This is a genomic window from Micromonospora rosaria (assembly GCF_001567585.1).
Taxonomy (GTDB): Bacteria; Actinomycetota; Actinomycetes; order Mycobacteriales; family Micromonosporaceae; genus Micromonospora; species Micromonospora rosaria.
This window is the reverse complement of record NZ_LRQV01000001.1, coordinates 143,243-163,308: the sequence shown is the minus strand read 5'-3', so window position 1 is coordinate 163,308 and position 20,066 is coordinate 143,243. Positions and strand designations below refer to the sequence as shown.

16 protein-coding genes are annotated in these 20,066 nt (G+C 73.5%); 2 read left to right on the top strand and 14 right to left on the bottom strand.

Features of this window, described 5'->3' with window-relative positions; translation table 11 throughout:
- The first annotated feature begins 146 nt into the window (after positions 1 to 146).
- Positions 147 to 2,444 carry a tetratricopeptide repeat protein gene (locus AWW66_RS00685; RefSeq protein ID WP_169807032.1) on the top strand — a complete coding sequence of 766 codons (2,298 nt, stop codon included), beginning with the start codon at positions 147 to 149 and terminating at the stop codon, positions 2,442 to 2,444.
- A gap of 108 nt (positions 2,445 to 2,552) precedes the next feature.
- Here AWW66_RS00685 and AWW66_RS00680 read toward each other — a convergent pair whose 3' ends face one another.
- The 12 genes from AWW66_RS00680 to AWW66_RS00625 all read right to left on the bottom strand — a co-directional run bounded on the left by AWW66_RS00680 (position 2,553) and on the right by AWW66_RS00625 (position 13,622).
- On the bottom strand, positions 2,553 to 3,314 hold the full coding sequence (locus AWW66_RS00680; protein ID WP_211271798.1) for a GntR family transcriptional regulator: 762 nt from the start codon (positions 3,312 to 3,314) through the stop codon (positions 2,553 to 2,555).
- A gap of 142 nt (positions 3,315 to 3,456) precedes the next feature.
- The gene (locus AWW66_RS00675) at positions 3,457 to 4,338 is read right to left on the bottom strand and encodes a fumarylacetoacetate hydrolase family protein (protein ID WP_067359300.1); all 882 of its coding nucleotides are present in this window, start codon (positions 4,336 to 4,338) and stop codon (positions 3,457 to 3,459) included.
- A complete protein-coding gene (locus AWW66_RS00670; protein WP_067359299.1) occupies positions 4,335 to 4,748 on the bottom strand; it encodes a RidA family protein in 414 nt (137 codons plus the stop codon). Before AWW66_RS00670 ends, AWW66_RS00675 begins: the two co-directional genes overlap by 4 nt.
- 26 nt (positions 4,749 to 4,774) lie before the next feature.
- Positions 4,775 to 5,311, bottom strand: coding sequence for a cupin domain-containing protein (locus AWW66_RS00665; protein ID WP_211271797.1), 537 nt, complete (start codon positions 5,309 to 5,311; stop codon positions 4,775 to 4,777).
- Positions 5,308 to 5,679, bottom strand: a complete 372-nt coding sequence (locus tag AWW66_RS00660) for a cupin domain-containing protein (RefSeq protein ID WP_067359298.1) — start codon at positions 5,677 to 5,679, stop codon at positions 5,308 to 5,310. Before AWW66_RS00660 ends, AWW66_RS00665 begins: the two co-directional genes overlap by 4 nt.
- A gap of 32 nt (positions 5,680 to 5,711) precedes the next feature.
- On the bottom strand, positions 5,712 to 7,316 hold the full coding sequence (locus AWW66_RS00655; RefSeq protein ID WP_067359297.1) for an FAD-dependent monooxygenase: 1,605 nt from the start codon (positions 7,314 to 7,316) through the stop codon (positions 5,712 to 5,714).
- On the bottom strand, positions 7,313 to 8,047 hold the full coding sequence (locus tag AWW66_RS00650; RefSeq protein ID WP_067359296.1) for an SDR family NAD(P)-dependent oxidoreductase: 735 nt from the start codon (positions 8,045 to 8,047) through the stop codon (positions 7,313 to 7,315). Before AWW66_RS00650 ends, AWW66_RS00655 begins: the two co-directional genes overlap by 4 nt.
- 97 nt (positions 8,048 to 8,144) lie before the next feature.
- A complete protein-coding gene (locus AWW66_RS00645; protein WP_067359330.1) occupies positions 8,145 to 9,212 on the bottom strand; it encodes an Ldh family oxidoreductase in 1,068 nt (355 codons plus the stop codon).
- Positions 9,209 to 10,024, bottom strand: a complete 816-nt coding sequence (locus tag AWW66_RS00640) for an ABC transporter permease (protein ID WP_245647800.1) — start codon at positions 10,022 to 10,024, stop codon at positions 9,209 to 9,211. Before AWW66_RS00640 ends, AWW66_RS00645 begins: the two co-directional genes overlap by 4 nt.
- The gene (locus AWW66_RS00635) at positions 10,021 to 10,788 is read right to left on the bottom strand and encodes an ABC transporter ATP-binding protein (RefSeq protein ID WP_067359295.1); all 768 of its coding nucleotides are present in this window, start codon (positions 10,786 to 10,788) and stop codon (positions 10,021 to 10,023) included. Before AWW66_RS00635 ends, AWW66_RS00640 begins: the two co-directional genes overlap by 4 nt.
- A 59-nt stretch (positions 10,789 to 10,847) precedes the next feature.
- Positions 10,848 to 11,849 carry an ABC transporter substrate-binding protein gene (locus tag AWW66_RS00630; protein WP_067359294.1) on the bottom strand — a complete coding sequence of 334 codons (1,002 nt, stop codon included), beginning with the start codon at positions 11,847 to 11,849 and terminating at the stop codon, positions 10,848 to 10,850.
- A 330-nt stretch (positions 11,850 to 12,179) separates the two neighbouring features.
- The gene (locus tag AWW66_RS00625) at positions 12,180 to 13,622 is read right to left on the bottom strand and encodes a glycoside hydrolase family 43 protein (protein ID WP_067359293.1); all 1,443 of its coding nucleotides are present in this window, start codon (positions 13,620 to 13,622) and stop codon (positions 12,180 to 12,182) included.
- 391 nt (positions 13,623 to 14,013) lie between these two features.
- On the opposite strand from AWW66_RS00625, the gene AWW66_RS00620 reads away from it, so the two are divergent.
- Positions 14,014 to 16,497: a M14 family zinc carboxypeptidase gene (locus tag AWW66_RS00620; RefSeq protein WP_067359292.1), complete on the top strand. Its 2,484-nt coding sequence runs from the start codon at positions 14,014 to 14,016 to the stop codon at positions 16,495 to 16,497.
- 116 nt (positions 16,498 to 16,613) lie between these two features.
- On the opposite strand, the gene AWW66_RS00615 is transcribed toward AWW66_RS00620, so the two are convergent.
- Together AWW66_RS00615 and AWW66_RS00610 are read right to left on the bottom strand one after the other, a co-directional pair.
- A complete protein-coding gene (locus AWW66_RS00615; RefSeq protein WP_067359291.1) occupies positions 16,614 to 19,160 on the bottom strand; it encodes an FtsX-like permease family protein in 2,547 nt (848 codons plus the stop codon).
- The gene (locus AWW66_RS00610) at positions 19,157 to 19,927 is read right to left on the bottom strand and encodes an ABC transporter ATP-binding protein (RefSeq protein WP_157527030.1); all 771 of its coding nucleotides are present in this window, start codon (positions 19,925 to 19,927) and stop codon (positions 19,157 to 19,159) included. Before AWW66_RS00610 ends, AWW66_RS00615 begins: the two co-directional genes overlap by 4 nt.
- Positions 19,928 to 20,066 lie beyond the last annotated feature (139 nt).

Below are 20,066 nucleotides of genomic sequence, written 5' to 3'. Positions count from 1 at the left end.
CCAGGGACGGCTGTCCCGGGCGACCGGGACGGTGCCGGGCACGACCGGTGTGACACCACGCGGACCGGGCTGCCCCGGTGAGCGCGAGCGAGAAACGCCCACCCCGCCGACGGCGGGGCGTTGCAGCGATCGACGACAATTGCCGGGTGACTCTCCGGGTTGTCTCCCGTCGTGTGCGTTACGTGGGGATCGGCGGGGCGGCTGTCGTGGGCTCCTCCGTCGCCTCGGCGTTCTTCCTCGAACCCCAGGTCGTCAGCTCGGTCGGCGTCCTGCTGGGCGTCGCGGTCAGCGCGGTCAGCGCGGTCGCGGGCTGGGCGCAGGTACGCCAGGCCCAGCCCGGCCGGGCCCAGAGCCCTGCCGTCGCGGGGCCGGCCGAGCAGTCGGTGGCGGCACCGGTCGGCAACACGCCGGCGACGCTGCGCGGACGCGACGCCGAGCTGTCCCGGCTGCGGGCCGCGCTGGCCCGGCCATCGGGGCCGTTCCGGGTGCTGGCCGGCCTCGGCGGCGTCGGCAAGTCGGCGCTGGCGCTGGCCCTGCACACCCACGCGGCCCGCCGCCGTGGGCGACCCGTCTGGTGGATCTCGGCCCGCACCCCGGAGACGTTCGTCGAGGGACTCGTCTCCGTCGCGATCTCGCTCGGCGCCACGACCCCCGCCGACGCCGACGCCATCCGGGCGGGCACCGGCCACGCCCGGGACCGGTTCTGGGAGCTGCTCGGTCGGGCCCGCCGTGGCTGGCTGCTGATCGTCGACGACGCCGACGACCTCGGGGTGCTGGGCACCCTGGACGGCCGGGGCTGGCTGCGCCGGAGCCGGCGGGGGCTGATCGTGGTGACCAGCCGGGTCCGGAGCCGGCAGGTGTGGGGACGCGACGCCGAGATCATCGAGCTCGACCGGCTCGGGGCCGACGCCGGCGCCCAACTGCTGCTCGACCTGGCCAGGGCCGGCAGCGAGGCGGAGGCCCGCAGCCTCGCACGGCACCTGGGCGGGCTACCGCTGGCGCTCAGGCTCGCCGGCAGCGCTCTCGCCTGGGAGTTCTCCCGCTGGGACTCGTTCCGCGCCTACCAGCGGGCCCTGGAGTCGGAGGACCTGGCCGACGTCCTCGACGGCGGGACGCCGACGGACCAACGCCAGGCCGTCACCGCGACGTTCGAGCTGTCCCTGGAGAGCCTGCGGCAGGCGGGCTTCCCGCAGGCCACGCCCCTGCTCCGGCTGCTCTCCTGCTTCGCGCCGGACCTTCCGGTCCCGGTCGGTCTGCTGGCCTGCCCGGCGGTCCACGCGCTGCTCGACAGCCCTCCCGGGGACACCGCCGGGCAGCAGCACCTGCACGCCGCGCTGCGGGAGCTGGCCCGGTTGAGCCTGATCACCGAGGAACACCTGCACCACGACGGGGCGCGGACGAGCGCCGTGTCGCTGCACCCGCTGGTCAGCGAGACCAACCGCGGCCACCTGCGCCGCGCCGGCGACCCGTCCTCGGTACGCACACCGCACGAGGTCGCCGTCGAGACGGTCGCCGGCGCGCTCGGCCCCCTGCGGCCCGACGACAGCCGTACCTGGCCCCTGGCCGCGACGCTCGTCCCGCACGTCCGCCAGCTCCTCGCCACCAGCACGCCGTATCTCGGCGAGCGGCACGGCACCCTGCTGCTCGATGCCGCCGCCCGGCTCGTCGCCGCCGGGGCGTGGAGCGGGGACGCCACGACCAGCGAGCAGCTCGCCGCCGACGCGCTGGCCCGCACCGAGCCGCTCGGCGACCACGTCTCGCGCCTGGCGCTGCGGACCGAGCTGGCCTGGGCGAGGGGCCGCAACGGCCGCTGGGACGTCGCACAAGCCCTGTTGACCTCGGTGCTCGACGCCTGGACGGCCCAGCCCGAGCCGCCGCCGCAGATCGTGCTGGACGTCCGTCACAAGCTCGCCTGGTCGGTCGGGATGACCGGGGACTGGGCGCTGGCCCGCGCCCAGCTCACCGCCGTACGCGAGCAGCGTCGGAGCCTGCTCGGCGACAACCACCCGGACACGTTGCACACCCGCTGCTGCCTGTCCTGGGCGTTGTGGCGCACCGGGTCCCCCGACGAGGCCGAGGCCGGGTACCGCGCGGTGATCGCGGACCGGCGGGCGGTGCTCGGCGACGACCACGTCGAGGTCATCGACGCCTACCACTCACTGGCGGAAGGCTACGTGCTTGACGGCCGCCACGCGGAGGCGGAGGCGGTGTTGCGTCAGGTCATCGACGCCCGGGGCCGGCTCGTCGGCTCGGAGCACCCGGAGACGTTGGACAACCGGCCGCGCTACTGGCTCGCCCGGGCCCTGCGGGGCCAGGGCCGCGACCGCGAGGCGAACCGAATCCTCACCCGCCTGGTGGAGCAGCAGTCCACCATGCTCGGCGCCGACCACCCGGCGACCGTCGCCACCCGGGAGCTGCTGTCCGGCCCCGACCCGGCCTCCTGACCGGAGCGCCCCTGTCGGAGCGGGGGCGAGGGCGCGCGGTGGACCAGACCAGACGTGGGCGTACCGGACCTGACGGCGCGACCCGGACGGCGGCCGGCGCGCGGCCGGTCATCCGGCGGGGCGTGCCTGCGGTCCCCGGGGTGGGGGCACCGCCACGGCGTCGGTGTTCATCTTGGCCAGCACACGTTCGGCGGCGTGCCGGATGTGCACCTGGACGGCGGCGACCGCCGCCGCCACGTCACCGGTCACGCACGCGTCCAGGATGGCCTGGTGTTCCCGGACCCGCTCCTCGTGCTGCCCCGGCGGGGTGACCGTGGCGAACCGGTACCGCTCGCTGTTCTCCCAGACCGGCTCCAGCCCGCGCAGCAGCCAGCGCGACCCGGCGGCCCGGTAGATGGTGAAGTGGAACTCGGTGTGCGCGCGGCGGGCGGCCGGCGCGTCGCCGCGCGCCGAGGCGGCGACGTGCTCGGCGAGGGCCGCCGCGGCACGCTGGGCGTCGGCCTCGGTGAAACGGGTCGCCGCCCGCTCCACCAGCGCGGTCTCCATGGCGATCCGGGCCTCGTGGGTGTCGATGGCGTCCTCGACGGTCAACGGCATGACCCAGGCGCCCTTGTGCTGCACCACCTCGACCAGACCGATCGCGGCCAGCCGGCGGATCGACTCGCGGACGGGGCTCATGCTCATGCCGAGCAGGTCGGCCATCTCGGTGAGCCGCAGCGGGGTCCCGGCCGGCAGCCGGCCGGTGAGGATCGCCTCGTGCAGGATCGCGGTCGCCGAGTCGGCGAGGGTGCGGTGCTGCTGCCCGTCGGCTCCGGCGATGCCGTCACCGCCGAGGTCACCCGGGGTGGTCCCTGGCCGCGTTGCCGTCACGGTGTGCCTCCGGATCGAGGCGCACGGTCGTCGGATGATTCCGCCAACGCGCTCGCACCCCCTGGAAATGGTATCAATCCCGGCCCTGTCCAGGGGTGCGGGACGTCTCGGTGTCGCCACGCCCGCACCCCTGTCACGGTCGTCAGTGCAGGCTGGTGAGCCGTACCCGGTTGCGCAGCTCACCGAGCCCGTCCACCCGGGTCACCACCAGGTCGCCGTCGGTGAGGAACACCTGCGGGTCCCGGGCGTTGCCGATGCCACTGGGCGTGCCGGTGAGCAGCACGTCACCGGCCCGCAGGGTCATCCCCCAGCTCAGCTCGGCGATCAGGCGGGCGAACGGGAAGGCCATCTGCGCGGTCGAGGCGTCCTGCAACGGCACCCCGTTCACCTCGCACCGGATGCGCAGGGCCGCCGGGTCCGGCACCTCGTCCACCGTGGTCAGCCACGGCCCGAGCGGCATGGTGGCGTCGATGCTCTTGCCCTTGAGCCACTGCCCGCCGTGGGCGCGTTGCAGGTCGCGCTGCGACACGTCGTTGGCGACGCAGAACGCCGCCACGTACGACATCGCGTCCGCCTCGCTCACCGACCGGCAGTCCGCCCCGATGACCAGCGCGACCTCCGCCTCGTAGTCCCACTTGGCCGACACCTGCGGGTCGTAGGCGATGTCGTCGTACGGGCCGACGACGGTGTCCGGGCCCTTGGTGAAGAAGGTGGGGTGCTTGGGGCGTTCGGTCGGGTCCTGTCCCTCCCGTCGGCCCCGGGACTCCTCGAAGTGGTCCCAGTAGTTCCAGCCCGTGCAGAGGATGTCCCGGTTGAACCGGCGCAGCGGCGCGTCGAGCCGGACCTGCGCCAGCGGTACGGGGGTGACCCGCGCGGCGGCGTCGCGCACCGCGTCCAGCGCGGCGGCCCCGCCCCGGATCGCGTCGTCCAGGACGCCCGCCTCGGCGGGGAGCACCGCGACCGTGTCGCCGTCGACCACCCCGATGCGCCGGCCGGTGTCGGTGCGGACACTGGCGAGCCTCACCGGTCGTCCTGTCCGTCGTCGACCACCGCGATGGCGTTGATCTCGATGAGGTAGTCCTTGTTGACGAACTTCGAGACCTCCACCATGGTCGAGGCCGGCGGCTCGCCGGTGAAGTACTGCCGGCGTACCGCGTGGATGGCGTCGAAGTCCTCCATGTTGCGGACGTAGACGTCCACCCGGACGACGTCGTCCAACGACCCGCCGGCGGCCGTCATCGCGGCGCGCAGGTTCTGGCAGACCTGGTGGGTCTGGGCGGTGACGTCACCGACGCCGGTGACCCCGCCGTCGCGGTTGCGGGCGGTCATGCCGGACACGAACACCATCCGGCCACGCGCCCGGACCTGGGTCGCCTGGGCGAAGTGGCCGTTGGGCGCGGCCAGCTCGGGGGAAACGATCTGCTGCTTGGGCATGGTGCTCTTCTCTTTCGGGCGTGGTGCTAGCGGGCGTCCGCCGGATCGGTGTACCACTGCGGCTGGGTCGGGTAGTGCGGCCCGTCGTAGATCTCCAGCAGCACGCTCTCCTCCTCGGCGAGGGTGGGGCCGTGCAGGCTGCCCTTCGGGTTCCAGTAGAAGGCGCCCGGGGTGAGGGTCAGCCCGGTCGGCACGTAGGTGTAGCGGCCGCTGAGGCAGAACATGAACTGGTTGGAGGCGTGCGAGTGGCGCAGCGGGATACCGGCGCCCTGGCGGAACCGGATCAGCGAGATGGACGCCTCGGTCTGCTCGTCGCGCCACAGGGCCTTGTGCGACAGGCCGGCCAGGGTCTTGTCCGCCCAGTCCAGCTCGTCGGTCTGGAGCAGGATCTCCCGGAACCGGGCCAGCACCAGGCCGTCCGGGCCGGCGACCAGTTGCTCGCGGGAGCGGTCGGCCGCCTCGCCGCCGTAGGCCGACGGCTCGGAGAGGTTGTGGGCCCACTCCTGCGGGTCGACGCCGGCCGGCACCGGCGGGGCCGGCACCACCGCCGGCTGCCCGGTCACCGGTCACCCCCGCCGGCCACCAGGTTCTCCCCCAGGCACTTGAGCTCCACGAGGCGGCTGCGGTACCGGCTGGTGCCGTGGTTGGTCAGCATGTGGATCTCCCCCGGCTCGCGGTAGACCACGCCGCCGACCTGCTCGTGCACCAGGCGCGGGTCGCCGCCGGCGAGGGCGTCGATCCGGTTGTCGGCGGCCTCCAGGGCGATCACCAGGTACGGGTTGAGGTGGTGGTGCCAGGGCTGCTGCTCGCCCGGCTCCAGGGTGATCTCCCAGACCCGCACCTGCTCGTTCTCGAAGACCACCTCCTGACCGACGGCGCCGAGGGGGACGGAGCTGCCGTCCGGGGCGGTCGCGTGACCGTACTCGCTCATCTGTTTCTCTCCTTCCGGGACGAGGGGTGTGGTCAGGCCGGGTCGCGGGGCGGCGGGCACCCGGTGATGCGCTGGTAGATGCCGCTGGCCGCGTCGCGGTCGGCGCCGGGGTCGAAGGGTACGATCGCGGCGACGTGCCCGTCCGGGCGGATCAGCACCAGGGTGTCGTCCGCTACGGCGAACCGGCGCCGGACCCGGTCGCCCGGGTCGAACAGCGCCCGGTCCCGCAGCCCGGAGTCGTGCGGCGCGTCCCACCGGCTCACCACGTAGTGCCGCAGCGCGGGCGAGTCCTGCGGCGGCAGCACCGGGGCCCGGCGCGGGTCGGTGAAGTACAGCGCCACGAAGGCGTCGGCGGTCAGGTCGTGCAGGTGCACCCGGCCGGTGCGGCCGATCAGCGGCAGGTCGGGGCTGCGCGCCCCGGCCAGCACCGGCAGCGGGTCGTCGCCCGCGGCGACCATGGACCAGTCGCCGGTGCCGTCGACGTCCAGGCGTACCCCGAGCATGCCGCGGGTGAAGGCGTTGCCCCAGTTGCCGGCGGTCATCACGCCCGGGTCGTCGGCGCGGCGGGCCATGTACGCCCGCGCCGCCGCGGCCATCGCCGCCGAGCCCTGGGAGGCCACCGGGGCCTGCTCCGTCTGGTACCCGTCGAGCAGGTCCGGCTCGGCCCAGCCGCGCAGCACCCAGGCCATCCGCCACGGCAGGTTGGAGGCGTCCAGCACCCCGGTGTTCAGGCCCAGCGCCCACATCGGCGTGATCAGGTGCGCGGCGTCGCCGAGCAGGAAGACCCGCCCGTCCTGCCAGCGGTCGGCCACCCGCTGGTGGACGTGGTAGATGTTGGTGCCGATGATCTCCAGGGTCTTCGTGTCGCCGATGAACCGGCGGGCCTTGTCGGCCAGTTCCTCGCGGCTCGGCTCGGCCTGCCCGGCCTGCAGGGGGTACAGGAACCGCCAGCAGTGCGGCTGGCGCACCAGGATCATCCACTCCTGCGGGTCGCCGAAGTAGGCCAGGTACGGGTAGTCCCGGGGGTTCTCCACGTCCAGGTCGACCTTGAGGTCGACCAGCATGTACCGCTCCTGGTAGGTCTCGCCCTCGACCACCGCGCCGATCTGGTCCCGCACGGCGGACCGGCCGCCGTCGCAGGCGAGCAGGTACCGCACCGGCACGGTCCGGTCCCCGTCGGCGGTGCGCAGCCGGACCTCCACCCGGTCCGGGTGCTGGGTGAAGTCGAGCAGCCGGTGCCCCATGTGCAGCGCGCCGGGGACGGTGGCGTCGAGGCGCTGCCGCAGGATCGGCTCCAGTTCGTGCTGCGGGATGTTGATGACGAAGGGGAACCGGGTGTCCTCGGTCAGGTCGCCGGTGCGGACGCTGAGCGTCTGCCGGTTGGTGGCCCGGTCCAGCTCACCGATCTCGTCGATGCGCAGCGCCCCGGCCAGCACGTCGTCGAGGGCGCCGTAGCGGTGCAGCACCTCCAGGGTGCGGGTGAGGACCGTGCCGGCCTTGGTGTCCCGCGAGAGGGTGTCGTCCTCCTCGAAGACGACCACCGGCACCCCGTAGTGGGCCAGCCCGAGTGCGGTGATCAGGCCGACGGGTCCGGCGCCGACCACGCCCACCGGCAACTGCTCGGTCGTGGTGCTCATTCTGCCTCGTTCCTCGGGTAGGCGCGGTCACGGGTCAGGGTGGATCCGGTCATGGTGGCGGCGGCGGAGAGCAGGAACATCAGCGGTCCGACGACGTCCTCCGGCGTGCCGATGCCGGTGGCCCGTTCCCAGTGCTCCCGCTCGCCGCCGGTCGGGTTGGCCTGCCGGAACTGCGGGGTGTCCACCACGCCGGGGAAGACGGTGTTGACCCGGATGCGGTGCTCGGCGACCTCGGCGGCGAGCGACTTGGCGAAGGCGATCAGGGCGCCCTTGCTCGCCGCGTACGCCGAGGCCTGCGCCCGGCCGGCGGTGGCCAGGCCCGAGGCGAAGACCAGGATGCTTCCCGACCGGCGGGCGATCATGTCCGGCAGGACCGCCTGCGCGCACCACACGACCCCGTCCAGGTTGACCGCGAGGGTGCGCCGCCACTCCTGCGGGTCCATGACGGACACGTCGCTGCGGGGCTGCACCGCCGCGCCGGCCACCAGCGCGTCGATCCGGCCGTGGTCGGCGAGGACCCGGGCGACCGCGGCGTACACCGCGTCCCGGTCGGCGACGTCGACGTGGTGGGCGTGCACCCGCCCGCTGGGGTGCGGCCCGGCGGGTGCCACGTCGAACACCACGGCCGTGCCCCCGGCGTCGGCGTAGGCGTGGGCGAGGGCGGCGCCGATGCCGTTGGCGCCACCGGTGACCACGAGCACCTCACCGGTGGCGTCGAAACTGGCCTGCATGTCGTTCCTTCTCCTTGTCGTCCTGGCCGGCTCCCCCGCCGGTTCCGGCCGGGTCCCTTGTCGGGGGCGGCCGGGTCCCTTGTCGGGTCCGGCCTGGTCAGCCGGCCCCGCCGGGCTCCGGCAGGGTCACCCCGAGCCCGGCGGCGACCCGGGTCAGGCCGGCGAGGACCGACGGCTGGAGCGCGACCCCGTCGCGCACCGCCCGGTCGTACCGGTCGGCCTCGATGTCACCGGGCAGGTGGACCCGGTCGGTGCCCGGAGCCAGCGTGGAGCCGTACACCTGCTGGGCCAGGTCGTCGACCCGGCGGGCGATGGCCTGCGTGTCCTCGGCGAACGTCTCGGCGTCCAGGGCCAGGAAGAAGTGCGCGCAGTCGTTGGGTACCGACACGTCGGCGTAGAGGCCCTGCACCCCCTGGCCGTACGCGCCGCCGGACAGCACACCGGTGAGCACGTCGATCATCAGGGCCAGACCGTATCCCTTGTGGGCGCCCGAGGGCAGCAGCAGCCCCCGGAGTGCTTCGGTCGGGTCGGTGGTGGGACGTCCCTGCGCGTCGGTCGCCCAGGTGGCGGGGATCTCCCGGCCCTCGCCGGCGGCCAGCCGGATCTTGCCGAGCGCGGCCTCGGAGAGCGCCACGTCGAGGATCACCGGTCGACCGCCCGCGCGGGGCACCCCCACGGCGATCGGGTTGTTGCCGACGACCGCCGACGCGCCGCCCGGCGCCGGCATCAGCGGACGGGTGTTGGCCGCCGCGATGCCGACGCACCCCTGGGTGGCGGCGAGGTCCACGTACCGGAAGGCGCCCCCGAAGTGGAACGCCCGGCGGACGGTAACCACCCCGACGCCGTAGTGCTGCGCCTTCGCCACCGCCAGCCGCATCGCCTGGTCACCGGTGAGCTGTCCCAGCGCGTGCCCGGCGTCGAGCACCGCGATGGCGCCCCTGTCCCGGACCACCTCGGCGTGTTCGGCCCGGCTCACCGAGCCGGCGGTGATCCGGTCCACGTACATCGGCAGCAGCATCACCCCGTGCGAGGCGATGCCCCGCATGTCGGCGTCCACCAGGCTGCCGGCCACCAGGTAGGACGCGGGCCCGGAGAAGCCCAGGGCGCGGAAGACCGAGGCCACGGCGTCGGTCAGCCACCCGACGGAAACCCTCGACGCGCTCACGACCGGTCCGCCCACGGCACGAAGAACCGCTCGACGGCGGCGGTCAGGTAGAACAGCACGACGCTGAGCACGCCGAGGAGGATCATCGCGGCGAAGGCCAGCGCGGTGTCGGCGCTCGCTCCGGAGGCGACGATGACGTAGCCGAGCCCCTCGGTGGCGCCGACGAACTCGGCGATCACCGCGCCGATGACGGCGAGGGTGATGGCGAGCTTGAGGCCGACGAAGAGCTGCGGGACGGCGGCGGGCATCCGGATCATCCGGAAGGTCTGCCACCAGTTCATCTTCAGCGATCGGCCCAGTTCGACCAGGTCGGCCTGGGTGGAGCTGAGCCCGGCGGCGGTGGAGATGACGATCGGGAAGAAGCAGACCAGGAAGACCAGGAAGACCTTGGGGAACTGACCGAAGCCCATCCAGACCACCAGCAGCGGCGCGACGGCCACCTTCGGGACGGCGTTGAGCATCAGCAGCAGCGGGTAGACGGTCCGTTCCAGCATCCGGGAGGCGGTGACGACCAGGGCCAGCGGCACCCCGACCACGATGGCCAGCAGGAAGCCCAGCAGCGTCTCCCAGAGGGTGACCAGGGTGTTGTCCCACAGGTAGTCGGCGTCCTCGACCAGGGTCTGCGCGACCTGGAGCGGGGACGGCAGGATGAAGCTCTCCACCTCGAAGACGACGGTGACCGCCCACCAGAGGGCGACCGCGGCGGCCAGGCCGAGCACGGGTGGGAGATGCTGCGACCACTGACCGATCCGGCGGACGGTGTCGCGGCCGGCGGTGTCGCGGCGGGCGGGTGGGGCCTGGGTGACGCTCACCGGGTCACCTCCTCGGTGGTCATGAGCAGGTCGTGCAGTCGGGCCCGCAGCTCGCCCAGGGCGGCGGAGTGGCCGTCGTGGCCGAGCGACCGGGGGCGGGCGACGTCGACCTCGACGATCTGCCGCAGCCGGCCCGGTCGCGGGCTGAGCACGACGACCCGGTCGGCCAGCAGCACGGCCTCGTCGACGGAGTGGGTCACGAAGAGCACCGTGGAGGCGTGCTTCATCTGCAGGCGTTGCAGCTCGACCGTCAGGTCGGCGCGGGTGAGCGCGTCGAGCGCGGAGAACGGCTCGTCCATCAGCAGGACCCGGGGCTGCTGGATGAGGGCCCGGCAGAGCGAGACCCGCTGCTGCATGCCGCCGGAGAGTTCGTGCGGCAGGCGCTTGTCGAAGCCGTTCAGCCCGACCAGGTCGAGGAGTTCGTGCGCGCGGGTCCGGGCGACCCGGCGGTCCACCTTGAACACCTCCAGGGGCAGCATGACGTTGTCGATGACCGACCGCCACGGCAGCAGGGCGGGCCGCTGGAACATGAACCCGATGTCCTGCCGGGGGCCCCGGATCGGGGTGCCGGCGACGGTGATCTCGCCCGAGGTGGCCGTCTGGAGGCCGGCCACCAGCCGCAGCAGGCTGGACTTGCCGCACCCGGAGCGTCCGACGATCGCCACGAACTCGCCGTCGGCGACGTCCAGCGACACCTCCCGGAGGGCTTCCACGTCGCCCGCGCGGGTGCGGTACACCTGCGAAACGTTCCTGATTCCGATCATGTTCGCCTCTCGCGGCGCACGCGGCCCACGGGCCGTCCGCACCGCCGTCGTCGAGGGGGTCAGGGCGTGGTGATGTCGTAGGCGCCGAGGTCGTCGGCGCTCGGCGTGGACTTGAGGGTGCCGGTGCCGGCCAGCAGCGTGATCATGCGCTCCATCCGCGCCCGGTCCAGCGTCCCGGCCGATCCGCCGTCGCCGAGGACGTAGGGGCGCATCTCGGTGAGCTCGGCGGCGGCGACGGTCTCGTCGGCGGTACGGTCGTGCTTCTTGAGCAGCTGGGCGGCTTCCTCGGGGTGCTCCACCGCGTAGACCAGGCCCTTGACCAGCGCCTCGGTGAACTTCTCGACCTCTTCCCGGTCGCTGTCCAGCTTCGCGGCGGAGACCAGCAGGCCGTTGCCGTACAGGTCGGGCAGCTTGTCCGCGTACGGGAGCATGGTCACGGACTTGCCACCGGCCGCCTTCTCCAGCAACGGCTTGCCGGCGGCGAACTGACCGATCGCGTCCACCGAGCCGGCGGCGAGCAGTTGGGGCAGCGACTGGGGCGAGGACGGGACGAAGGTGACCGTGGCGGGGTCGATGCCGGCCGCCGTGGCGTACGCCGGGAAGATGATCATGTTGGTGGAGCCGGAGCTGTCGGCGATGGTGGTCCCGGCCAGCTTCTCCGGGGAGTCGATCGCCTTGTCGAGGGAGGCGATCCCGGCCATCGACCGCTGGTGGATGGCGGCCACCGCGCGGACCGGGATGGGCTCGTTCGCCATCGTGGTGATGACGCCGGAGAGGTCGCCGGTGCCGTAGTCGGCCTGGCCCGACCCGATCAGCTTCATGACGTCGACGGTGCCGGTGCCGGGCTTGACGGTGACGTCGAGCCCCGCCTCCCGGAAGTAGCCCTTCTCCAGGGCGACGTAGACGTACGAGTCCCGACCGAACGTCCCGAAGGAGGTCAGGTAGGTGACGGAGGTGCCGTCGGCGGCGTCCTCCGCCGCCGACGATCCACCACAGGCGGTGACGGTGAACGCGAGAGCCGATGCGGCGACAACTGCGACGAGACGGCGACGACCTGACATAAGACCTCCTCCATGAGCGGGTTTTATCAAATGTCAAATACGTCGAGTCGTCAAGGTCTCATTTCGGCATCGGCCACCGGCCGCCCCTCCCGCCGACGCCGCCACCTGCGAGCAGGCGCGCACGCGCCACCGGTCCACGACCCCCTGTCGGGGAGCCGGGGACCGGTGGCGGGGAGCGTGGGCAGGTGGCGGGTGACCGGGCGCCCGGGGCGGCGCCGACGGTGGCGGTCGGGGTACCGGGTCAGGCCCGGACGGGTGCTCGCCGCAGAGGCGCCGGGCAGCCGGCGGGCCCCGGAGTCGTCGGCCGGGCCACCCCGCGCCGAGGCCGGGTCACGAGGTCAGGCGGAAGGTGGCGTCGCTGCGGCCCTGGGCGTCGCCGATCGGGTCGAGCCGCAGCAGGTAGTTGTCGTGCCGGAGGTACCGGTCGGGGTAGTTGTACGACTGGAACGAGGTCCACGACGCACTGGCGAGTCCGGCGACCGGGCGGAAGGTGGCGTCGGCGGCGAAGGTGGCGGTGCCGTCGTGGGCTTCCAGCCGCAGGTCGAACCCGTAGTGACGCAGGTAGTGGCCGGGGTAGTTGACCGACTGGAAGGACACGTGTCCGGAGCCGTTGGCCAGGCCGGGGACGAGCCGGAACTGCGAGTCGGCCAGCGGGCTGACGTTCGCGTCGATCCGCACGTCGAAGTCGACGTGCCGCACGTACCGGTCCTGGTGGTTGTAGGACTGGATCCGGTTCGGCGCGGTGCTGCGCCAGCGGGCCAGGACGCGCTCCTGCTCCGCGCCGGTCAGGTTGAGGATGGCGCCGTGGCGCTTCTTCGTGCCGCCCAGGTGGTACGACCCCGCCCCGGCCGTCCGGTAGGTGGCCGGGCTCGACGGGTTGGTCGTCAGCACCGGCAGGTAGCCGCGACCCGACGCGTACTGGTCCAGGTACAGCACCCACTCGTTGCGGGTGTTGACCTTCGTCCACATCGGGCCCTCGACCTGCGCGCCGGTCAGCCCGATGCCGGACAGGTTGCCCAGGTGCGTCCAGGTGCCGAGGAGCGAGTTGCTGCCCTCGATGGTGATCTGGCCGTCGCGGGAGGCGCGGACGTACCGGTGGCTGCCGACCCCGGCGGGCAGTTCGACGATCTGGGTGTCGATGATGTCCTGGGCGCCGGCCCGGTCGATGTAGAGCTGCGGCGTGGTGATGCTGCGGAAGTTCGTCGTGCGCGCGGCGTAGACGCGGTGCTTGAGCACGCCGTTGACGGTCGCGTTGGTCGCCCAGTAGAGGTGGTAGTCGTTGCTGGCGGGGTTCCAGATCGCCTCCGGCGCCCACGCGTTGCGCCCGTCCGGAATGGCGCCGGCGACGTTGAGCAGCCACGGCGCCGACCAGGTGACCAGGTCGGTGGACTCCCACACCACGAGGTTGCGGCTGCCGTTGAGCTGGGCGTCCTGCCAGTTCTGGCCGCAGCCGATGCACAGGTCGGTCGCGAGCAGCCAGTACCGGTCCCCGGCGGGTGACCGGACCAGCGCGGGGTCGCGGACGCCCCGGGTGCCCACCGTGGAGCGCAGGACGGGGCCTCCGTTGGCCAGGTCGGTCCAGGTCAGGCCGTCCGGGCTGTGGGCCAGGTGGATCTGCTGACCGGTGGCGGACTCCCCGGTGAAGTGGGCCATCAGGTAGCCGGTGAACGGGTCGAGGGCGAGCGCCCGGGTCGGCGCGACCACCGACCACGAGGTGAGCAGCAGCAGGACGGCGGCGACCAGGGCGCCGCACCGGGTCACGACTCGGGACATGCGCGTCTCCTAGCGGCGGGGAGGATCCGACGGGTGGCACCCCCACCAGCACGTCGGGCCCGTTGCGGGTGTGTCAGGGACCACGGTAGTGACATAGTGAACCCTGTCAATGACTAGTGCCGGCCCGGTGGGCCCGACCGCCGGCAGCCGCGCCGACGACAAGCTCAAGTAATGCTCAAGACCCAGGTCGGGCGATCCGTCGATGCGACGGATGCCCATACGCTCGCCGCACCCGACTCGCCTCCGCCTCCCACCACGGCGACCGTTCCTGGTCACCACGTCCACCGGGGCGAGCTCAGCACAACCGTCCTGACCGGATCGATTCCGGTCGGGCCCGCCCGCGGGTCCGGCCACGGCATCAACCACAGGCCGCACACAGAAGGAGGGGAGCATGCGACGCACACGACTGCGCGCCACGCTTCTCGCGTTGCCCGCCCTGATGGGTATCGTCCTCACGGCAACCACGCCGGCGGGGGCGGACCCCACCGGGCCCACGACCACCGGATCGGAACGGTCCCACCTTGAGCAGGAGGATGCGGTACGCCACGTCCGCATCCAGATGACCGGCGCCGCCATGCTCGAGAAGGTGGTGGAGGCCGGCTTCGACGTGGGGCACGGCCTCCAGCGCGTGCCCGACGGCATCGAGGCCGAGGCGGTGGTCACCGCCGAGCAGGTGGCCAGGCTGACCGCGATGGGAGTCCGGGTCCTCGGCGCCGACGAGGGCTTCGAGTGGAGCCACGTGGCCGACGGTGGCCTGAACACCGCCAGCGCACGGACCGCCCAGGCGACGGCCCCACCGGCGAACACCGCCACGGTACGGGTCGTGCGCGCCGACTGGTTCACCACCAAGGGCCAGGGCTTCCTGTACGTCGAGGCGCGGACCACCGAGGGGCAGCAGACCACCCCGATCGTGGGGATGCAGCTGGAGAACGACTCGGGCCGGACCACCGAGTTCGGCTTCGCCCGGACGATGAGCCGCTTCGTCGACTCCGGGCAGTACATGTTCCACCGGAACCTGTTCAAGCTCGACACCCGGCCGCACAAGATCCGGGTCACCAGCTCGACCGGTGGTGTCGCCACCGGGCTCGTCTCCGACTGGCTGGAGAACGCGCCGCCGCCGCTGACCTCGGCCCGGGGCTACAAGTCGGACTTCATCGACGGCTACAAGACGCCGCAGCAGCTCTTCGCCCGCGCCGAGGAGATCGCCCGGCAGTACCCGGACATCGCCGAGATCGTCTACCTGCCGCACCAGACCAACGGCTACCAGCGCAAGGCGCAGGCCACGATCGGTGGCACCGGGCAGTCCGCGGTCGTCGTCAGCTCGGCGGCCTGGGGCCACGAGGGCGGCAACGACATCACCGTCGAGTTCGCCAACCAGCCGGGGGCGAACCTCCCGCTGGCCGTCGAGGTGACCGGCAAGGCCGTCCGCGTCCTGCTCGCCACGGACGCCGCCGGTGCCCCCACGAGCACCGCCGCCGAGGTCTCGGCGGCCCTGCAGACGCAGTCCCAGGGGCTCATCGACCGGGCGCACCCGTACCGCACCAACACGGGCACCGGCGTCGTCGTGCCCACGGCCACCCCGGTCGCGCTGACCGACTTCCTCGACCAGAAGCGGGTCGGCGCCCCGGAGGGCGAGGTGCCGCGCGGCCCGGCCACGATCCCCGTGCTGCGGATCGGCAAGCACCGCGACGGCCGTAACCCCGGTGTGCTGATCCAGGCGCAGGACCACGCCCGCGAGTGGGTGCCGCCGACGACCACGCTGGAGACGGCCGAGCGCCTCGTGCAGAACTTCAAGAGCGACCCGGAGACGAAGAGGATCGTCCGGAACACGGACATCTTCCTCATCCTCTCCAACAACCCGGACGGGGCGAACTACAGCTTCTACAACTTCGCCTCGCAGCGCCGGAACATGACGAACCACTGCCCGGACGCGAACGCCGATCCGGCCCGCCGCAACTCCTGGGGCGTGGACCTGAACCGGAACTACCGGGTCGGGTCGGGGCACGACGGCTACGCGGGCGCGTCGACGAGCTGCGTCAGTGACACCTTCCAGGGGCCGGAGAAGCTCTCCGAGCCCGAGTCGAAGAACGTCATCTGGCTGGTCGAGAAGTACTCGAACATCAAGTTCATGATGTCGGTGCACTCCAACGGCGGCCAGCTCTTCTGGCAGCCCGGCGCCTACATCGCCGACGGCCGGATCACCACGCCGCGCCCGCCGCTGGGTGACGAGGCGTTCTACTGGCAGTCGGCCGCCCGGATCCTGTCGCAGGTCAAGGCGCACCGGGAGACCGTGGTCACGCCGCAGAACGTCGGCGGTTCGTCGGACGTGCTGTACTCCTCCGCCGGCAACGTGCGGGAGGACCTGTACCACACCTACGGGATCTACTCGTTCGGCTGGGAGGTCGGCGGCTCGATCTACAACCCCGCCACCGGCAACTGGCAGGGCGGCTCGTTCCAGCCGCCGTGGGCCGGCGACCCGGCGCTCGTCAGCGGCCACGCCGAGACCATGGAGTACGCCAACGGGATCATGGAGATGTTCCGGGTCGCGGCGGACTGGGGCAACGACAAGAAGAAGCCGACGTCCACGCTCGTGCCCGGCGGCGGGACGTACGTCCGGCCCGTCGACGTCCGCTTCGAGACCAGCGAGCCGGCCACCATCTACTACACCACCGACGGCAGCCGGCCCACCCTCGAGTCGCCGCGCTACCAGGCGACCGAGTTCCGCGAGCCGGGGCAGGTGTTCCGGGTGACCGAGACGACGACGTTCAAGTGGTTCTCGGTCGACGCCGCCGGCAACATCGAGCGGAACTACGACCCGACGAAGAGCGACAGCCGCGACAACTACCGCTCGGCCACGGTCACCATCAAGAAGTAACGGCCGGTCCGTGACCACGGCCTCGTCGACGCGGGTGGCACCGCGTCGACGAGGCCGTGCCGCGTCCGCCCCCGGCCGGGCCACCAGCGGCGCGACCCGCGCCGGCCCCGGCCTGGTCAGCCGTCGGCGGCCAGGGCCGTGACCGGGCTGATCCGGGCCGCCCGCCGGGCCGGGAGCAGACCGGCCAGCGCCGTCGCCGCCGACAGGGCCGCGACCACCAGGAGCAACTGTCCGACCGGGAAGACCACCGGCGCGTTCGCGCCGAGCGCCCGCACCGCCAGTCCCCCGTACGGCACGGCCAGCAGCAGGCCGAGCACGGCACCGATCACCCCGTACAGGCCCGCCTCCACCGTCATCATCAGCCGCAGCCGTCCCCGGGACAGGCCGACCGCGCGGAGCAGGCCGGACTCGCGGGTTCGTTCCACCACCGACAGCGAGGTGGTGGTCCCCACCCCGACCACCGCGACGACGACGGTCAGGCCCAGCAGGGACAGCATCACCGCCACCACCGCGTCCAGGCTCCCGCTGAGGTCGTCGCGCTCGTCCGCCAGGACCGTCAGGTGCGCCTCGGGTCCACCGGCCGCGCGCAGCGCCTCGACCGCCGCCGTCCGGTCCCGGTCCCGGTCACCGGCCACGTCGGCGAGCAGCGCCGTCGGCTCCGCCGGCATCCCGAGCCGGTCCAGGTCCTGCGGGTGCACCAGCGAGCCGGCGTTGACCGGGGTGTTGTCCAGGGTGCCGGCGACCACCAGCTCCACCGACCGGTCGCCCCGGGTGAGGGTGACGGTATCCCCCGGCCCGACCTGCGCCGCCCTGGCCACCGCCGTGAGCAGCACCACCCGGCCGGGGCCGAGCTCCGCCACGCTGCCGGCGGTGGCGTGGAAGTCCGACCAGGTGGCCAGGGCGCGCAGGTCCACGTCGGTGGTGTCCAGCCCCTCGATCGCGACCTCGTCGACCCGCACGTCACGGACCGCCCGGAAGGGCACCACCCGGGTCAGCTCGTCGGCGGCGCGGACCCGGTCCAGCACCCCGGCGGGCAGCGGCACGCCGCTGGTGGGGCTGGCGTGCAACTCCAGGTCGGCGGGGGCCGTCCCGGCCAGTTCCCGGTCCAGCAGGTGCCGCAGCGAGGCGTTGCCGACCAGCACCCCGGCGATCAGGGTGACGCCGAGCGCGACCACCACGCTGACCGCCGCCGCGCGGCGCGGCGCGCCACCGACCCCGCCGACCGCGAGCCGGCCGAGCGGGCCGAGCCGGCGCAGCGGCCAGCCCACCGCCGCCAGCACCGGCCGGACCAGCGCCGGGCCGAGGGCGACCAGCGCGCCGTAGCCGAGGGCGCCGGAGACGACGATCAGCAGCAGCGGCCCGGTCGCGTCGTACGCCTGTGGTTCGGTGCCGGGCAGGCGGGTGACCACCAGGGCGGCGGCGGCCACCGCGCCGGCCAGCAGCAGCCCGCCCAGCCCGGCGCGCAGCCGGGGCACACCGCTGCGCCCGGCGGTGGTGTGGGCGGTGCGCAGCGCCTCCAGGGGGGCGACCCGGGCGGCGGTGACCGCCGGGGCGAGCACCGCGCCCACCGTCAGCAGCATGCCGCCCAGCACCACCGCGACCGCCGCGCCGACCGGTTGTCCGGGGGCGACGACCTCGACGCCGGCCAGGCCGGCCAGCGGCGGCAGGAGCAGACCCAGGGCGTACGCGATCGTCACGCCGACCGCGCCGGCGACCAGTCCGGTGAGCGCGCCCTCGGTGACCAGGGCCCGGAGCAGGGCGCCCCGGTCCGCGCCGACGGCGCGCAGCAGGGCGAGCTGACGCATCCGCTGGGCGAAGACGATCCGGAAGGTGGAGGTCGCCACCAGGGCGGCGGCCACCACGGTGACCGCGACGAACATGCCGATCAGGGCGAAGAGCCGGTCGACGTTGTCGCTGACCGCGTCGAGTTCCGCCTGGCGGATCTCCGCGCCGGTGGCGATCGACGGGGCCGGCGCGTCGGCGCGGGTGCCCGCCGTGGCCCGGCGCAGCGCGGTCAGCGCCGTCTCGGGGTCGGTTCCGGGGGCCAGCCGCACGTCGATCCGGGTGGCCCAGTCGTCGACGAGGCGCAGCATCGTCGCGTCGGTGGTGTAGGCCGCCGCGCCGCCGTCCTCGGGGGCCTCGACCACGCCGACCACCCGCAGGGTGACCGGCGGCGCCGCGTCCGGCCCGGTGGTGACCGGCTCGACGCGGACGGTGTCGCCGACGTCGAGCCGCGACCGTTCGACGGTACGGCTGGTCACCGCGATCTCGGCGGCGCCGCTCGGGTAGCGGCCGGCCGTCACCCGGACCGTGGCCAGCGGGCCGGTGCCGGGGTCGGCGGTGACCGTGAGCAGCCGGCCGTCCCCGACCACCGGGGTGGTCACGGCGAGGCGGGTCACCGCCTCGGCGACCTCCGGCAGCCCGCGCAGGGCGTCGAGGTCGGGCCGGGTCGCGCCGGTCTCGTGGCCGACCACGTAGTCGACGGCGGCGGGGGTGCCGGCGAAGTGCGCCGTCACGGTCCGCTCGGTGCTGCGCGCCGCCAGCACCGTGCCGAAGGTGACGAACGCCGCGATGATCATCGCCAGCCCCATCAGCAGGACCCGCCGGGGCCGGCGGATCCCGTCGATCACCTGGGTCCGCAGGACGGTGGTACGCCGGCTCACCGGGGCACCGCCAGGTCGTGCAGCGCGCCACTGATCGTCGCCCGGTCCGGTCGGTCCAGGTCACCGGCGATCCGGCCGTCGGCGAGCAGGACCACCCGGTCGGCGTACGCGGCGGCGGCGGGGTCGTGGGTGACCATCACCACCGTCTGCCCCCACTCCCGCACGCTGGTCCGCAGGAACGACAGCACCTCCGCCCCGGAGTGCGAGTCCAGGTTCCCGGTCGGCTCGTCGGCGAAGACCACCTCCGGGGCGGTGACCAGGGCCCGGGCCAGGGCGATGCGCTGCTGCTGGCCGCCGGAGAGCTCGCTGGGCCGGTGCCGGAGCCGGTCGCCGATCCCGAGCACCTCGACCACCCGGGCGGACAGCGCCGGGTCGGGGGCGCGGCCGGCGAGGTCCAGCGGCAGGCGGATGTTCTGCTCGGCGGTGAGCTGCGGCAGCAGGTTGAACGACTGGAACACGAAGCCGATCCGCTCCCGCCGGACTCGGGTGAGCACCCGGTCCGGTTGCCGGGTCAGGTCGGTGCCGCCGAGCAGCGCCTGGCCCGAGGTGGCGGTGTCCAGCCCGGCCAGGCAGTGCATCAGGGTCGACTTGCCGGAACCGGAGGGCCCCATGATGGCGGTGAAGGCGGCCCGGCCGAACCCGACCGTGACCCCGTCCAGCGCCCGGACGGCGGTGGCTCCCGTGCCGTACACCTTCACCAGGTCGACCGCCGCCACGGCCGTCGTCGGCGACTGCGCCCCGGCGGGGTCGCCGTGCTGCATTCTCATCGTTCCTCCACGTCTGCGGTGACGTCGACGATCGTGGCCGGGGCCCGGCCCCCGGCACATCCGCCCACGGGCAGGTCCGGGGGCGGCGACTCTGACTTTCGGCCGATCCGGGTGCCGGCCGGTGGTGGCTACCGTTGGC

Coding starts and splice junctions, on each gene's coding strand:
- AWW66_RS00625 (WP_067359293.1), bottom strand. CDS start 13,622: ATGTCCCGAGTCGTGACCCGGTGCGGCGCCCTGGTCGCCGCCGTCCTG.
- AWW66_RS00610 (WP_157527030.1), bottom strand. CDS start 19,927: ATGAGAATGCAGCACGGCGACCCCGCCGGGGCGCAGTCGCCGACGACG.
- AWW66_RS00655 (WP_067359297.1), bottom strand. CDS start 7,316: ATGAGCACCACGACCGAGCAGTTGCCGGTGGGCGTGGTCGGCGCCGGA.
- AWW66_RS00620 (WP_067359292.1), top strand. CDS start 14,014: ATGCGACGCACACGACTGCGCGCCACGCTTCTCGCGTTGCCCGCCCTG.
- AWW66_RS00670 (WP_067359299.1), bottom strand. CDS start 4,748: ATGCCCAAGCAGCAGATCGTTTCCCCCGAGCTGGCCGCGCCCAACGGC.
- AWW66_RS00635 (WP_067359295.1), bottom strand. CDS start 10,788: ATGATCGGAATCAGGAACGTTTCGCAGGTGTACCGCACCCGCGCGGGC.
- AWW66_RS00660 (WP_067359298.1), bottom strand. CDS start 5,679: ATGAGCGAGTACGGTCACGCGACCGCCCCGGACGGCAGCTCCGTCCCC.
- AWW66_RS00650 (WP_067359296.1), bottom strand. CDS start 8,047: ATGCAGGCCAGTTTCGACGCCACCGGTGAGGTGCTCGTGGTCACCGGT.
- AWW66_RS00630 (WP_067359294.1), bottom strand. CDS start 11,849: ATGTCAGGTCGTCGCCGTCTCGTCGCAGTTGTCGCCGCATCGGCTCTC.